The organism is Haloarcula sp. CBA1131 (genome assembly GCF_008728975.1).
Taxonomy (GTDB): domain Archaea; phylum Halobacteriota; class Halobacteria; order Halobacteriales; family Haloarculaceae; genus Haloarcula; species Haloarcula hispanica.
This window is the reverse complement of record NZ_RPCY01000001.1, coordinates 1169330-1183654: the sequence shown is the minus strand read 5'-3', so window position 1 is coordinate 1183654 and position 14325 is coordinate 1169330. Positions and strand designations below refer to the sequence as shown.

Annotated in this window: 13 protein-coding genes and 1 tRNA gene; 5 read left to right on the top strand and 9 right to left on the bottom strand. The window is 62.3% G+C overall.

Annotated elements, in window-relative coordinates:
• The first annotated feature begins 62 nt into the window (after positions 1 to 62).
• The 3 genes from Har1131_RS06080 to Har1131_RS06070 all read left to right on the top strand — a co-directional run bounded on the left by Har1131_RS06080 (position 63) and on the right by Har1131_RS06070 (position 3801).
• Positions 63 to 1907, top strand: a complete 1845-nt coding sequence (locus Har1131_RS06080) for a hydrolase (RefSeq protein ID WP_151145495.1) — start codon at positions 63 to 65, stop codon at positions 1905 to 1907.
• A gap of 267 nt (positions 1908 to 2174) precedes the next feature.
• Positions 2175 to 3065 carry a coiled-coil protein gene (locus Har1131_RS06075; RefSeq protein WP_014041042.1) on the top strand — a complete coding sequence of 297 codons (891 nt, stop codon included), beginning with the start codon at positions 2175 to 2177 and terminating at the stop codon, positions 3063 to 3065.
• 37 nt (positions 3066 to 3102) lie between these two features.
• A complete protein-coding gene (locus Har1131_RS06070) occupies positions 3103 to 3801 on the top strand; it encodes a LysE family translocator (protein WP_050036929.1) in 699 nt (232 codons plus the stop codon).
• On the opposite strand, the gene Har1131_RS06065 is transcribed toward Har1131_RS06070, so the two are convergent.
• On the bottom strand, positions 3796 to 4512 hold the full coding sequence (locus Har1131_RS06065; protein ID WP_008312457.1) for an HD domain-containing protein: 717 nt from the start codon (positions 4510 to 4512) through the stop codon (positions 3796 to 3798). The two genes, Har1131_RS06070 and Har1131_RS06065, sit on opposite strands and share 6 nt — an antisense overlap.
• Positions 4513 to 4799: 287 nt before the next feature.
• Between Har1131_RS06065 and Har1131_RS06060 the strand changes: the two genes are divergently transcribed.
• Positions 4800 to 4997, top strand: coding sequence for a hypothetical protein (locus tag Har1131_RS06060; protein ID WP_008312456.1), 198 nt, complete (start codon positions 4800 to 4802; stop codon positions 4995 to 4997).
• Here Har1131_RS06060 and Har1131_RS06055 read toward each other — a convergent pair whose 3' ends face one another.
• The 8 genes from Har1131_RS06055 to Har1131_RS06020 all read right to left on the bottom strand — a co-directional run bounded on the left by Har1131_RS06055 (position 4998) and on the right by Har1131_RS06020 (position 14005).
• Entirely contained in the window at positions 4998 to 5726 is a 729-nt protein-coding gene (locus Har1131_RS06055; protein ID WP_014041044.1) for a GNAT family N-acetyltransferase, read from the bottom strand.
• Between the two features lie 283 nt (positions 5727 to 6009).
• Positions 6010 to 6082 (bottom strand) — tRNA-Gln (locus tag Har1131_RS06050).
• Between the two features lie 120 nt (positions 6083 to 6202).
• A complete protein-coding gene (locus tag Har1131_RS06045; RefSeq protein ID WP_014041045.1) occupies positions 6203 to 6637 on the bottom strand; it encodes a metal-dependent transcriptional regulator in 435 nt (144 codons plus the stop codon).
• Positions 6634 to 7116, bottom strand: a complete 483-nt coding sequence (locus tag Har1131_RS06040) for a hypothetical protein (protein ID WP_008312442.1) — start codon at positions 7114 to 7116, stop codon at positions 6634 to 6636. Before Har1131_RS06040 ends, Har1131_RS06045 begins: the two co-directional genes overlap by 4 nt.
• 342 nt (positions 7117 to 7458) lie before the next feature.
• Complete coding sequence (gene sufD / locus Har1131_RS06035) at positions 7459 to 8670, bottom strand: Fe-S cluster assembly protein SufD (protein ID WP_151145492.1); 1212 nt, start codon at positions 8668 to 8670, stop codon at positions 7459 to 7461.
• 2 nt (positions 8671 to 8672) lie between these two features.
• Entirely contained in the window at positions 8673 to 10103 is a 1431-nt protein-coding gene (gene sufB / locus Har1131_RS06030) for a Fe-S cluster assembly protein SufB (RefSeq protein ID WP_064288868.1), read from the bottom strand.
• 36 nt (positions 10104 to 10139) lie between these two features.
• Positions 10140 to 11072: an ABC transporter ATP-binding protein gene (locus Har1131_RS06025; RefSeq protein WP_014041049.1), complete on the bottom strand. Its 933-nt coding sequence runs from the start codon at positions 11070 to 11072 to the stop codon at positions 10140 to 10142.
• A gap of 125 nt (positions 11073 to 11197) precedes the next feature.
• Entirely contained in the window at positions 11198 to 14005 is a 2808-nt protein-coding gene (locus Har1131_RS06020; protein WP_151145489.1) for a DNA-directed DNA polymerase, read from the bottom strand.
• 107 nt (positions 14006 to 14112) lie between these two features.
• Between Har1131_RS06020 and Har1131_RS06015 the strand changes: the two genes are divergently transcribed.
• Positions 14113 to 14304, top strand: a complete 192-nt coding sequence (locus Har1131_RS06015) for a hypothetical protein (RefSeq protein ID WP_004517169.1) — start codon at positions 14113 to 14115, stop codon at positions 14302 to 14304.
• Positions 14305 to 14325 lie beyond the last annotated feature (21 nt).

The window sequence follows — 14325 nt, the reverse complement described above, 5'->3', positions numbered from 1 at the left end:
AGTGAAAGTGAAAGTGAAGCCGTGGGGCAAAGGATATGCCCCCGCGGAACGGGCCACAAGGTATGTCGCTGGAGTGGCGCGGCGCGGCGGTTGCGCCGGACGACGAGATGCCGTCCCCGGAGTCGTGGGAACCGGTGTCAGTGCCCGGCCGGCCCGAGGGGTTCGCCGGCGCCGAGGCCGTGGCCTACGAAACGACGTTCTCGGACCCGCGGGACGAGAGCGATGCACACACGCTGCTGGTGCTGAACGGAGCGTACGCGCACACACGCGTGTGGTGCAACGGTGATCTGCTCACCAGCCACGACACCTACTTCGAGCCGCTCCGGGTTCGACTCCCCGAAAGCGAGGAGTACCGGATCGTCGTGGAGTGTCGCGCGCCGGCGGACCGTTTCGGCGGGTTGCACGCGACCGACCAGCTACCGCCGGAGCGCTGTGTCCCGGGCATCTGGTGGGACGCACGGCTCGAAACCCGGCCCGACCCCTGCGTGAGCGAGCTTTCGGCCCAGCCACAGGTATCGGAAGCCGACGTAACCGATGCGACAGTGGAAGTGTCGGCGACTGTCCTGTCCGAAGAGCCGCTTGACGACCGGATTACGCTCTCACTCCGGCCGGAGGGTGACGTTCGTGGCGGCGGGATGATGGACCGCGCTCGCGTCTCGACTGACGAGGAGACGACGTCGGTGACCTACACGATAGACGTGCGCGACCCGTCGCTGTGGTGGCCCCACGACCGCGGCGAGCAGTCCCGCTACGTCCTCAGCGCGAAGCTCGATGACGACGAACACTCGGTGACGACGGGACTACGTACTGTTTCGTACGACGACGGCCTGCAGGTCAACGGCGAGGAGGTGCCGGTTCGCGGCGTGACACTGCTGGACCCGACCGCGGAGGACGTCGTGCGGGCCGTCGACGCCAACGCAAATCTGGTCCGGGTTCGGGCACAGGGGACGCCGCCCGAAGTGGCCCGCGCCTGTGACGACCACGGCGTCCTGCTCTGGCAGGACCTCCCGTTGTCGGGCCCCGGTTCGTTCGACAACGAACGGGGAACCAATCTCGCGGCACGGCTCGATGCGACCTACGCGCAGCATCCCAGTTTCGCGGCGGTCGGCGTTCACGACGAGCCAGTGTCACCCTACGCCGACGGCCTTGGGTCCGGGTTCCTCGACCGACTACGCTTTCGCTGGCGGGCCTGGCGAACCGGATACGACAGCACCGAGGCCGAGACCGTGGCTGGGGCCGTGGACTCCGTCCCGACGTTCCCGGTGGTCGGCCCGCCCGGAATCGACCCCGACGCGGCCACGCTGTACCCGGGGTGGCGGTACGGCGACACGGCCGACCTCCCATGGCTCTGTTCCCAGTTCGGCGTCGGCGACGTCGTCGCCGGCTTCGGGGCCGGCGCGCTCGGGACGGCCGACCCGGTGGATACCCCGGGGTTCGACCGCGCCCGGCACGACCGCCACATCGACGACGGGGTGGCTGGGTCACAGGCGTACCAGGCTGACGTCGTCCGCGAGGTGGCCGAGGGATTGCGCCAGCGCCGCGCACCGGTCGTCGTCCTCGACAGCCTCCGGGACGTCGGCGACGCGGGCATGGGTGTACTCGCCGCTGACGGGAGCGAAAAGACGGCACACGACGTGCTCGCCGACAGCTACGAGCCCACACAGGTCGTCCTCTCCGCACCCAGTCCCGGAGAGCGGGACGTCGTCGTCCTCCACGACAGGCCGGAGAGCACGAACCTCACCGTCGAGTGGGACTGCAACGGCGAGCGCGAGCAGGCCGAACACACTGTCGGTCCTTTCGCCCGCGTCCCCGTCGACACGCTCACGCTGTCGGCCGGCGACGAAGTGACACTCGCCGTCACCGACGGGCAGCGGGTCGTCAAAAACGAATACACCATTAGCCAGTAATATATGTCCGTGATATACAAGGGTAATCCGGTGAGGTTACGACCGGTTCACCCGCCGAATTGGGGCGTGTGAGACGTTGACGCGGTATTCAATGCACCGGAATGTTTAAACAATATCCACCTCTATTTGTAGACACCAGAACGCTTCCGCGTTCAGGCAGTATCGCTTTCAGCCCAACATGAGAGGGAACCCTTGTTATTGGTGTCAGCCCCTCAGTAGTGGGCCGACTGTCTGTGCTGAAGCGGTGATGGCATAGAGGATTCAACAATGGCAGACTCGATAGACGAATCAAAGAACGTTACAGTAACCGAAGAGGATCTCGAAAACAAATCGAAAGGCGAGCTCATCAAACTCGCCGGCCAGCTCCGCGACCGACGGAACGAGCTGAACCAGATGGCGTCCGAGCGGGCCTCCGCCCGTGACGACCTGAACGCGAAGACTCGCGAGAAGGTCGATGAGGCCCAGGAACACCGCGAGAAGCGCGACGAGCTCAACGAGCAGGTCCAGGAGCACAAGGACCAGCGCAACGAGCTCAATGCGGAAGCAAACGAGCTGTTCGACAAGGTCGACAACCTGAAAAACGACCTCGAACTCGACGAGGGCACGTCGGTCGAACAACTCAAAGAGGAGATCGAAGACCTCGAGTTCAAGCAACAGACCGAAGTACTCTCCTCGGAGGACGAGAAGGAGCTCATCGAGAAGATCGAGACCAAGCGCGAGAAGCTCCAGGAGAAACAGGAGAAGCTCGACCAGGGCGGCGACCTCGAAGAGCTCAAAGAGGAAGCGGAAGAGGTCCGCTCGGAAGCCTCAAAGCACCACCAGAAGGTCACGGAGCTGGCCGACGAGGCCCAGAAGCACCACAACGAGATGATCGAGGCCTACCGCGAGGCCGACGAGATCCGTGACGAGGCCGACGAGAAACACGAAGAGTTCGTCGAAGCGCAGGAAGCGGCCGACCAGCACCACGAGGACTTCGTCCGCGTCCAGAAGCGCCTCCGCGAGCTCGACAAGAAGGAAGAGGAGCAGGAGCGCTCCCAGCGCGAGGAGAAGCAGGAAGCCGCTCGCGAGGAAGCCGAGGAGATTTATCAGAAGTTCAAGGAGGGCGAGACCCTCGACACCGAGGACCTGATGAAGCTCCAGAAGGCCGGCAAGCTGTAAGTCTGTAGGATTTTCTCTCTGTTTTCACCGATTGTAGATGCATCACTCACTCGGCCTGCTCCAGCTCAGCGCGCTCTCGCTCGTCCCGACAGCTCTCGGTGGAGTCCTGTTCGGCCTCGCACTCGCCGCGCCACCGGGTCCGATGAACGCCGTCATTGCTGAGGAGAGCGCACTGCGGGGCTGGCGGGCCGGCTTTTTCGCCGGCCTCGGCGCGATGACCGCTGACGCCTGTTTCCTCGTGCTCGCCGTGCTCGGCGCTGCGACAGTCATCACCGAGACGCCAGGCGTTCGGCGCGTGATGGTCGGGGCCGGCGGGCTCCTGATGCTCTGGTTCGCCTACGGTGCAGTCAAAGAAGCGAATACAACAGTTACCGAGGGGGACTCGTCGGTCACGTCTGGGGACAGTCGCGGCTTTCGCAAGGCACTCGTGCTGGCGCTGACCAACCCCTATCAGGTCGCCTTCTGGCTCACCGTCGGCGTCGGCCTCCTCGAACCCGGTGTGGTCGACGTGGCGTCGTACGTGCCTGCGGTCGGGACTGATGCGCTAACCGTCCAGACCGGACATCCGGTGCTGCTGGGTGGGTTTTTCGGCGGTATCGGCCTCTGGATCACGGGGTTTCCGGCGGCGATTGTCGCCGCGAGAACGCGTATCGAGCGGCTCGCACCGCTAATCGCGTGGGTCAGCGCTGCTGTTCTCGCCGGGACCGGCGTCCTGTTCCTGCTGCGAGCGCTATGAGTCGCCCATCCCGGTCGCCACGTCATCGAGGTCGTCTTCGACGGCCATTTCGGCGACCTCCATCGTCAGCCACTCCTGGAACCAGCGGGTCCGCTTGAGCCGCTGGTGGACGATGGACTCAGCGGTGTCGCTCTGAACACGCTCGCGGGCATCCTCGCCGCGCTCGATGACCCGGTCGACCATCTCGGCCGCGTCCATGTGCGTCCGGGACTCATAGCCCATCCGCAACAGCATCAGGGCGGTCCCGTTCGCGCCCACCTTATCCAGAATGTCCGCCTCGATGAGACACTGTACTTCCAGGGGTAGGTCGTCCAGCGGCCCCTGATACGAGTGGGCATCGACGGCGGAGCAGACCTGTTCGATAAACGATTCGGGGTAGTCACCGTGTGCCTTCAGGTACTCGCGTGCGATCCGAGCGCCGGCTTCCGCGTGGAGGTCCTGCTCGGCTTCCAGTTTCGCGATGTCGTGAAACAACGCTGCCACGCGAGTCACGTCCACGTTCGCCCCTTCCTTGCGGGCGATTTTTGTCGCGATGTCGACGACGTTGAGGATGTGGTTGAAGCGGTATTCCGCGGAGTGCCACGGGTACCAGCGCATGCGGCCGCCCTCTTCTTCGTTTTCGACGCTCGCCGCAAGGTAGTCGTGGACGAACTCCTTCATATCCTCGAACGCGTCGGCTGAGACAGGTGACTCCCTAATCTCGACGCCCACAGCACCACCTCCGGAGACGGATTTCGATAGTCATCTTACACATATAGACGTACGTTCGACTCTTTAGCGTTACGACAGGGAGAACGGCTGCCACACCCGGTATTTCTGTCTGCAAACAGCGTCACAGAACCGGCCTTCGGAGCGGTTGTCCGGACGCCGGACAGCCACCATCCCTGGCCCCGACTCCGTGTCGAGTTGGGTCGCTGTCGGGTGACTGCCGACGACTGGTTCTCAACGGCTGAGAACATTAGTCCGGCTTTTTACAGCTAATAGATAAATCAGTACATATGCCTCTCCAGCCACTCCACACGCCCGTCGGCGATGTGTCGATCGTTACCCACGCGATAAACGAACACGCAGTGACTGACGTACTCGTCGGCGTCGGTATCGCCCTGTGTCTGTTCGGACTGTACTACAAGCTGATACTGGTCCCGGCGAACAGGCAGGAATCGTCACAGCGCTCGGGAGACCAGTCGCCCCCGTAATTACAGGTAGGCGGCGTCCCAGCGCATCGGCTTGCGAACGTTCCCGCAGTTGTCACATTCGATGCGCCCCATCGAGTCCATCGCGTTCGCCAGCGTCTCGCAGTTACTGCAGTAGTAGCCGTAGCGGTCGCTGCCCTCCTCTGTGACGTGGACCACATGGAACGGCGCCATCGACCCTGACTCGTGGTTGTTGTGGTCGACGTAGACCGTCCGACCGTCGTCAGTTACGGGTTCGCGACCGAGTTCGTCGGCGTCGGTGTAGAGGTTCTCGACGTAGGTTCGTCCGGCGATGTCGACTTCACCCGTGCCGGCGCGTTCGAAGCCGCGGTCCTCGTAGAAGCTGTTGCCCTCGACGTTGTCGGCCAGCACGCGCCCCTGGAGTGTCTCGGCACCCCGGTCATGGAGTTCCCCGTGGGTCTCGTCGAACAACGCTGACCCAATCCCCTCGCCGCGGTATGCCGGGTCGACGTGCAGCCAGAGAATCGTCCCGATACTGTCGCCCGACAGGACGCTCTCGGAGAGGCCGACCACCTGCCCGTCCTGCTCACCGACGAGAATCAACCGATTACTATCGTCGTCCAGCACTTCCTCGATGCGCGCTTCGTCGTACCACTCCTCGATAGCGCTCGTAATCGCCTTCGGCCCCAGCGAATACGACGCCTCTAGTGAGCGACGCGCCACGTCACGGATAGCCGGCCGATCCGACGGCACTGCCTCCCTGATTTTCATATGCCACTAGTTGGCACGGAACATCATAAATCTACAGTTCAGTGTCAGAATTTGTGACACCCGTTGGGCTATTCATGCGAGGACACCGCGAATTGTGACCTCGACCGGCCTGTAGCTATCCTGTCCACTCGCTTGCGCGTCGGACAGGAATGCGGGCGCTGTTCGTGCTCATGTCGTAGGGTACTTCGGGCGGATTCGAACCGCGGTCGCTCCGCGTTGCTCCACTCCCTGCTTTGAATCCGCTGAACATATTTGTCGCTCGCGGTGTTGCTCGCGACAAAAGTAGTCCCGGGCGGATTCGAACCGCCGTCAAGGGCTCCAAAGGCCCTTATGATTGGCCACTACACCACGGGACTTCGCTTCGCTCGTCCCGCGTACCTCGCAGAACCGTCCGGTTCTGCTCACCACCACGGGACTGCACTTACCGCGTTCGGAATAATCGACGGAACGCACTTGAACGCTTCGAGAGCGGGCGGTCAGTCGCTGGTGACTTCGGCCTCGACTTCGAGCAGGCCACAGACGTCACCCTCGGGGTCGAAACAGTCCGGACACTGCGGTTCGCGGTCGATAATCGTATCGAGGCGATCAGCGACCGTTTCGTCGATGACGCCCTCCAGTTGTTTTGCCTCGGCCTGGAACTCCTCGACCTCTAGCACTTCGATGAGGAACCGCTCGATGATGCAGTAGTTCTGGAGCGCCTCGCGAGCCTGTGCGATGCCGTCGTCGGTGAGGTCGACGCCCTTGTACTTCTCGTGGTTCAGCAGCCCTCGGTTTTCGAGTTTGCCGATCATCTCGTTGGCGCTGGCCGGACTGACATCGAGCATGTCGGCCACGTCGCCGGTGGATGCCGGACCGTCTTCTTGCTGTTGCGTGAGATAGATCGCTTTCAGATACTGGGCCTGCGTGTTCATTGATAGTCCTCCATCAGGTCGGTCACGTCTTCGACACCCTCTGCTTCGTCCTCGCGGATATCCGACAGCACGGCAAGCAGCCGCTCGCGGTCGATGGTGAATGTCACGTCGGACGCCTCGATGGCTTCGATGAGGTCGTCGTAGAACTTGTACGCCGTCTCCTCGTTACAGAGTTGGTCGTACAGCACGCCGTCGAAGTCCTTGTCGGCCTCGTACTGGGCCTCGACTAGCATCTCGATTTCCTCGAACGGGACGGTGTCCGCTTCGAGGTCGTCGATGAGCGCCTCCAGTTGCCGGCGGTGCTCGGCCGACTCCGTCTCGGCGTGCGCGAGGAGGTCGAGCACCGCCTGTTCGTGCTCTCCGCTCGTTTCCTCGGCATGCTTGGCCGACCGTGCCTCGACGACCTCTTCGAGGACGATACCGATCTGTAGCAACCGGGCGAGCTGATGGTCGGATGCGACCGGCTGTGTGAGACTCACGGCAACACCCCCACTCGGCACTGTGCTGCAGTCATACACGTAGTTCGGGGAGGCCCGGACTTAAGCGGTTCCCTGTCGTCGAGCCCGCGTTTCACTCCGGTAGGGGACGTTCTCAATCTCCGCCTGCCGAGCACTCGTATCAGGCGGACCGCCACGATACCGGCGCGAATGAAATGAGCGTAGACGACATCAAGCAACGCTCTGATGAGCCCGCGTTTACAGCCCTACGGGCTATTCACGAAGACGCCGCGGGAACAGAGTTCCCGCGAGCCTGTGCTCGCGTTACTCGTGCAGACACCGGGTGAGCAAAGCTCTCCCGAGACTTCGTTCGTAGCCTACCGGCTACTCACGAAGACGCTCGTAAATCAGCTGGTCGAGGTCCTCGCGGAGTTCGTCGACCTGCACTTCTTCGAGCACGGGGACGTAGAACCCTTCGACGAGCATGTTCTTCGCTCGCTCAGGGTCGACACCGCGGGAGGTCATGTAGAACATGTCCTCTTCGTCGACCTGCCCGACCGTCGCGGAGTGGGAGGCCTCGGTGTCGTGGTTGTTGATGATGAGCTTCGGCGACGCGTCGGCCTCGGAGTCGTCAGAGAGCATGAGCGTGTTCTCACGCTGGTACGACGACGTGTCCCAGGCCTCGCGACCGACGTCCTGAACGCCCTCGTACACCGAACGGGCGTCGTCGTCGAGGACGCCGCGGGTGACGAGGTCGGCGATGGTGTGTTCGGCCTCGTGCCAGACACGCGACGCGATGTCGAAGTGCTGGTCCTCGTGGCCGAAGAAGGCCCCGAGAATCTGGGACTCCGAGGAGTCGCCGAGCAGTCGGGTCTCGACGTTGGACTTGGTCAGGCGGGAGCCGATGTTGCCGTCGATCCAGTTGACCGTGGCGTAGGTGTCGGCGTGGCCGCGCTTGACCTGGAAGTTGTAGGTTTCCTCCGAGAGGTTCTGGAGCGCGCCGTACTGGACGTAGGCGTTCTCCTCGGCGACGACCTCGACGATGCCGGAGTAGTACTGGTCAGCGTCGGTCGTCTCGCCGGTCCCCTGACGTTCGAGAATCGTCACCGACGAGGATTCCTCGGCGAGGACGAGCGTGTAGTTGAACAGCGACTGGCTGTTCATCGTCGTCCGGATCTTCACGTCCTCGGCGTCGACGCCCTCAGGGACGTAGACGACTGTTCCAGCCGAGAACAGGGCCGTCGACAGCGCAGTGAGATAGTCCCGCTGCGGGTCGACGACGCTGCCGAAGTGGTCCTTGACGAGGTCCGCGTGCTCGTCGAGCGCCTCGCTCCAGGACAGCACTTCGACGCCCTCTGCGTCGACGCGGTCCTTGTCCTGGGCGTAGTCGAGCGGGTCGACCAGCGACTCATATTCGAGCGCGTCGAGGTTCGTCCAGGTGCGACCCGGCGTCCGGATGACGTCCGGCATGTCGAGCTCTTCGAGCGCTGCGAGCGCGTCCTTTCGCGTCTCGAGCAGCCACTCGGGCTCGCCGAGGTCGTCTGAAATCTGTTCCACCTGGGTCTCTGTGAGATTGGCGTGTACCTGCGTACTCATGGTTATCCGAGCGACCCCTCCATCTCAAGCTCAATGAGGCGGTTCAGCTCAACGGCGTACTCAATCGGCAGTTCCTCCGTGATCGGCTCGATGAAGCCGGCGACGATCATCTGCTTCGCGTCGTCGTCGTCCAGTCCGCGGGACTGGAGGTAGAAGACGTCCTCGTCGCCGATCTTGCCGACGGTCGCCTCGTGGGCGACGTCGACTTTGGACTCCTTGATCTCCATGTACGGCATCGTGTCCGACGTGGACTCGTTGTCGAACATCAGGGCGTCACACTCGACGGAGGTCGAGGAGTCCTCGGCTCCGTCGGCGATGTGGACGAGGCCACGGTAGTTCGTGCGGCCGCCGTCCTTGCTGATGGACTTGGACTCGATGGTGGATTTCGTATCAGGCGCGTTGTGGTAGACCTTCGCGCCCGTGTCGATGTCCTGGCCCTCGCCGGCGAAGGCGATGGTGATGTGGTTGTCCGTCGCGCCGGGACCCTTGAGAACGGTGGAGGGGTACAGCATCGTGGCCTTCGAGCCCATGCTGCCCGAGACCCACTCCATCGTGCCGTCGGCCTCGCAGATGGCGCGCTTGGTGTTGAGGTTGTACGTGTTCTTCGACCAGTTCTGCACCGTCGAGTACTGGACGTGCGCGTTCTCCTTGACGAACACTTCGACGCCGCCGGAGTGGAGGTTGAACTCGGAGTACTTCGGGGCGGAACAGCCCTCGATGTAGTGGACCTCGGAGTTCTCCTCGGCGATGATGAGCGTGTGCTCGAACTGGCCCATGCCGTCGGAGTTCATGCGGAAGTACGCCTGGACCGGCATGTCGACCGTGGTGTCCTCGGGGACGTAGACGAACGACCCGCCGGACCAGATGGCACCGTGCAGCGCCGCGAACTTGTTGTCGCTCGGCGGCACGGCCTTGGTCATGAAGTACTCTTTGAGGATGTCTTCGTGCTCCTGGACGGCCTTGTCCATGTCACAGAAGATGACGCCCTTGTCCTCCCAGCGCTCCTGCATGTTCTGGTAGACGATCTCGGACTCGTACTGCGCGCCGACGCCCGAGAGGGCGTTCTTCTCGGCTTCCGGGATGCCCAGTTTGTCGAAGGTGTCCTGAATCTCTTCGGGGAGATCGTTCCAGTCGTCGACGCCGCCGCGTGTCTCGATGTCGGGGCGAATGTACGGGACGATCTCGTCCACGTCGACCTCGGAGAGGTCGGGTGCGCCCGGCCAGCCGGTCGGCATCGGCATTTCCTGGTACTGCTCGAGCGCGCGCAGGCGGCGTTCGAGCATCCACTCGGGCTCGTCCTTGTCTTCGGAGATGACCCGGATGGTCTCCTCCGTGAGGCCCTTCTCGGCTTCGAAGGCGGACTTCTCCTCTTTCTTGAACTCGAAGCGCTTCTCGGTGTCGGTCTCTTTGAGGTGGTCTTGATCTGAACTCATAGTGTGTGTAATGTTATCGCTGTGTACGGAAGGGCGTTACGCGGCCTCGTAGGCTTCCTCTCGGACCCAGTCGTACCCTTCGTCTTCGAGCTTTTCGGCGAGTTCGGCACCGCCGGAGGTGGCGATCTGGCCGTCGAGCATTACGTGGACGTGGTCGGGTTCGACGTAGTCGAGGATGCGCTGGTAGTGGGTGATCTGGAGGATGCCCGCGCCCTGCTCGTCACGGAGCGCGTTGATGCCGTTGGAGACGTCCTGCAGTCGGTCGATGTCCAGCCCGGAGTCGATCTCGTCGAGCACGGCAACGGAGGGCTCGAGGATTGCGGCCTGAAGGACTTCGTTTTGCTTCTTCTCGCCGCCCGAGAAGCCGGCGTTGAGATACCGGGACGCGAACTTCTCATCCATATCTAGCTGCTCCATCTTCTCCTGGAGGATCTCCTGGAACTCGGCGACGCCGATTTCGCCCTCTTCGACGTTGCCTTCCATCGGGGAGGTGTCGTAGCCGGCGGCGTCCTCGTTGGTGTCGCCGCCCTCTGCGTCGGCTTCCGCTTCTTCGTCGTCATCCTCGAAGAGTTCCTCGCGCTCTTCGAGCTTGGCGTTGAGCGCGGTGCGGAGGAAGTTCACCATCGTGACGCCCTCGATCTCGGCCGGGTACTGGAAGCCGAGGAAGATGCCGAGCGCGGCGCGCTCGTTCGGTTCGAGGTCAAGCAGGTTCCAGGTGCGGAGGTCCTCCGGGATTGCCTCGTCACCGAACTCGTTCTCGTCGAGGTGGATGAGCACTTCCCCGTCAGTTACTTCGTAGGCGGGATGGCCGGCGATGATCTTCGCCGTCGTCGACTTCCCCGAGCCGTTGGGACCCATCAGCGCGTGGATCTCACCGGACTCGACTTCGAGGTCGACACCGCGGAGAATCGTCTCACCGTCCTCTTCTGCGACTTCTGCGTGGAGATTGTTGATTTCGAGTTTAGCCATAGGTATCTCTTAGGTCAACCGAAAGAAGGTACGTTTCACCCATGAAGCTTTCGCATTGCTGTGAACTCAACTTCTGCATATGGAAACAATATTTCCCGTAGAGGTAATTGCCCGTATTCTGTGGGTTACATGAAGCTCCCGAGTCCCGTCTGTTCCTGACCGGACTTGACCTCCTCCCAAGAGATATCCATGGCTTCCAGAATCCGAGCAATCGGGCCTTTCAGCGTCTTATCGAGCATCTTGTCCCAGTCGATTTCGAACTCTTCCGGGATCTGGTCCGCGTACTCGAAGCAGATGACGTCGGGGTCCCGTCGGAATTCGCCGTACAGCGGGTCCCGCTGTGGGTCCAGTCCCTCTTCTTCCTCGATGCGCTGGAAGAAGTCCGAGTGGACGCGGTCGAGGTACAGCCGCTTGGGCTTGGAGCCGCTCTGGAAATTCGTCCCCAGCAGGAGGTTGGCGTACTTCGCGCCCCGGACCTGCGCGGTGTCGGTGTCGTAGTTGTCGAGTTTCTTCCCGATGCCACCGGGAATACCCACGTCGTCGTAGTTGACGTTGCCGTCCTGATAATCCTCGATGACGTCGCTGACATACTGCTTGATGGACTCGGCATCCTCACCGCGGACGATGCGGTCGATGACCTCTTTCTGGACCCGTTTGGTGATGGGGGCGATATCCGAGCGCTGGTACTCGAAGCCGGTGATGTCGATGTCGTCGACGTGCTTGCCCTCCTTCCAGACGATGTTGCCCGCGTATCGCTTCTTTTTCCCCGCCTGGAAGAACCGCCGGTAGAGCTTCTCGAACTCGATCTCGAAGCGGTGGAACTCGGCGTTGAGCTGCTCAATCGCGAACTCGTCGTAGGAGGCGTTGATCGTCTTCTCCAGTTCGAACCCTTTCTGAATGGTCGTGGCGATGAGTTCGAGTTCGTCGTCACCCATTTCGGGGTGCTTCTCGCGCATCTCGTCGGTGATTTCGACGTCGCCTTCTACGTCGTTGGGACCCACATCGCCAAGCTGGAGCATGACGGAGTCGGTGTCGCCGTAGACGACCTCGTACCCCTCGTCGGCAACGACTTCGTCGGTGTAGTCGATGACCTCGCGACCGGTGGCGGTAACGGCGGCTCCCATCTCCTTGTCGTAGAGGCGGAAGCGATCCCATCCCAAAACGCCGTATAACGAGTTCATTATCACCTTAACTGCCGCTTGCTGGCGGTCTAAGCGCCCATACTCCGGGTTTTCGGGATCGAATTCATTTCGCTTGGTCTTCTTTTCCTCTCGTTCTGACAGGAGTTCGTCGACCATCTCCCGGATGACGCCGTCCGGTTCTTTCCGGAAGTGGGTGCCGTTGGGCGCGCGGTAGGTGTCGCCGTCGTAGGCATCGGGGTCGACCTTTGTCTCCGGGCTGGCGTTAGTCGTCACCATGCACATCGGGTACAATGATTTCAAGTCTAGAACCGTGACATTTTCACGAACGCCGGTGATGGGGTCGAACACGGCCCCGCCCTCGTAGTCCTCGCTCTCCTGTTGGCCTTTCGAGGGGAGCGCGAACTCGCCGTGGAGCTTGTGGAGGACGTACATATCCACTGCGTCGCCGGGCGTCGTCGCGTCCTCCAGTTTGCAGCCGACGAAGGTGCGGACCTCGTCCCAGAAGTCGATGATGTCCTGCTCGCGGTCGAGTTCGACACAGAGCTCCACGTCCCGGAGGTTGTACTCCAGCAACTGCTCGGGGTCCTGCTCCCAGAGGTCACCGATGTCGCCAGTGTAGCGTTCCTTGCCGACGCCGAGTTCCTGCTCGCCGACGGCGTCAAGCCGGTAGGATTCGAGTTCAGTGAACTGCGTTCGCTTGTAGGCATAGAGGAGGTCGAAGACGACACGGCCTTTGATATCGGGGCCACCCCAGCCCGAACGCCAGACCTCGTCGACCCGCGAGAGTCGGTCTATCTGGAGGTCGAAGTCGTGGTTGTAGCTCTGGAGTTCCTCCAGCCGGTCGAGGAAGTACGGCGCGTCGAAGTCGTCGAAGTTCCAGCCAGTCAGCACGTCAGGGTCCGTGTCGACGATGTAGTCGACAAAGGCCTCCAGCATGGCCTCCTCCTCGTCGAAAACCCGAACGTCGGCCTCGAAATCTTCCCGAATCGGCTCGTAGCCGGCCAGCGCCTCGGGGCCGTCGATGCCGTCGGGGGACTCGTACAGCCAGACGACATACTCGTCGCGGTAGGAGTCGTGAGAAGTGAGACAGATGATGGGCTCCTCGCCGTCCTCGGGGAAGCCGTGGCGGTCGTCGACCTCGATGTCGAAGGTGTTGACCCGCGGGTCGGCGTGGGCTTCGACCGGCGTTATCTCCTCGTGATGGACTTTCAGGCTGCCGTCGTCGAGTTCGCGGGCGGGGACGCGAACGCCGCTCGTGATGTCCTTGTCGATGAGCAGGCGGTTCGGAAAGAGGATGTCCGCCTCGTAGTGGTCGAAGTCGTCGCGGATTTGCCCCACGTCGCGGGGCGTCCGTCCGAATATCTTCGTCAGGCGCTCACCGCGAATCGACTCGTAGGGCTCGCCGTCCTCGTCGGCCGCTTCCCAGTCGGTGATGCTGTCGTACTGGCGGAGCTCGTCCTCGGTGACGCTGTCGGTCGGTGCGTAGAAGTACGGCTTGAAATCGAAGACCCGCGCGTGTATCGGTTCGTTGTCGTCGGTGCGCCCGAAGACGTGGACGACCGGGAACTCGTCGTCGCCCTGCCCTTCGATGGTGTAATCGACCTGCGTGACGACGAACTCGACGGTCTCCTCGACCGGCGGGAACTGGCGCTCGTCGAGGTCGACGACGCTCGTGTCACCGTCGTCGCTCCCACCGTTGCCCGCGATGGCCGCCGCTTCGTCGGCGACCGGGCGATCCTCATCCGCATCTTGCTCGAAGTCCCCCAGCGTGCCCTGGGTCCCGTCACTCATTCTTGGCCTTGTTTCGAGATGCCGCATAAAAACACCGGCGGTCGACGGGGTATTGCCACAGGCAGAAAGTATATGCCATCGAGTACCATACCCAAGTTTGACGGCCAATGTCGCACCACGCATCCCCCCACGGCGAGGCGGATAGGTCCGAAGAACTGCGGTCGGAGCCGGCGCTCCCGGACGCCATCCAGACGACCGAGACCTACGAGACCGAGGAGGGGACAGTGTTTTACGACGCCGAGAACCCTCTCGCGTGGCTGCAGACCGATACGGCGCTCACCTTACAGGAGATCGCCTGACACAGAGTCCTTTTATTTGCC

Bases quoted from the DNA above. Each gene is read 5' to 3' on its own strand.
- Har1131_RS06070 (WP_050036929.1), top strand. From the start codon at position 3,103: ATGCATCACTCACTCGGCCTGCTCCAGCTCAGCGCGCTCTCGCTCGTC.
- Har1131_RS06015 (WP_004517169.1), top strand. From the start codon at position 14,113: ATGTCGCACCACGCATCCCCCCACGGCGAGGCGGATAGGTCCGAAGAA.
- sufD (WP_151145492.1), bottom strand. From the start codon at position 8,670: ATGAGTACGCAGGTACACGCCAATCTCACAGAGACCCAGGTGGAACAG.
- Har1131_RS06045 (WP_014041045.1), bottom strand. From the start codon at position 6,637: ATGAACACGCAGGCCCAGTATCTGAAAGCGATCTATCTCACGCAACAG.
- Har1131_RS06055 (WP_014041044.1), bottom strand. From the start codon at position 5,726: ATGAAAATCAGGGAGGCAGTGCCGTCGGATCGGCCGGCTATCCGTGAC.
- Har1131_RS06075 (WP_014041042.1), top strand. From the start codon at position 2,175: ATGGCAGACTCGATAGACGAATCAAAGAACGTTACAGTAACCGAAGAG.
- Har1131_RS06060 (WP_008312456.1), top strand. From the start codon at position 4,800: ATGCCTCTCCAGCCACTCCACACGCCCGTCGGCGATGTGTCGATCGTT.
- Har1131_RS06025 (WP_014041049.1), bottom strand. From the start codon at position 11,072: ATGGCTAAACTCGAAATCAACAATCTCCACGCAGAAGTCGCAGAAGAG.
- sufB (WP_064288868.1), bottom strand. From the start codon at position 10,103: ATGAGTTCAGATCAAGACCACCTCAAAGAGACCGACACCGAGAAGCGC.
- Har1131_RS06080 (WP_151145495.1), top strand. From the start codon at position 63: ATGTCGCTGGAGTGGCGCGGCGCGGCGGTTGCGCCGGACGACGAGATG.
- Har1131_RS06020 (WP_151145489.1), bottom strand. From the start codon at position 14,005: ATGAGTGACGGGACCCAGGGCACGCTGGGGGACTTCGAGCAAGATGCG.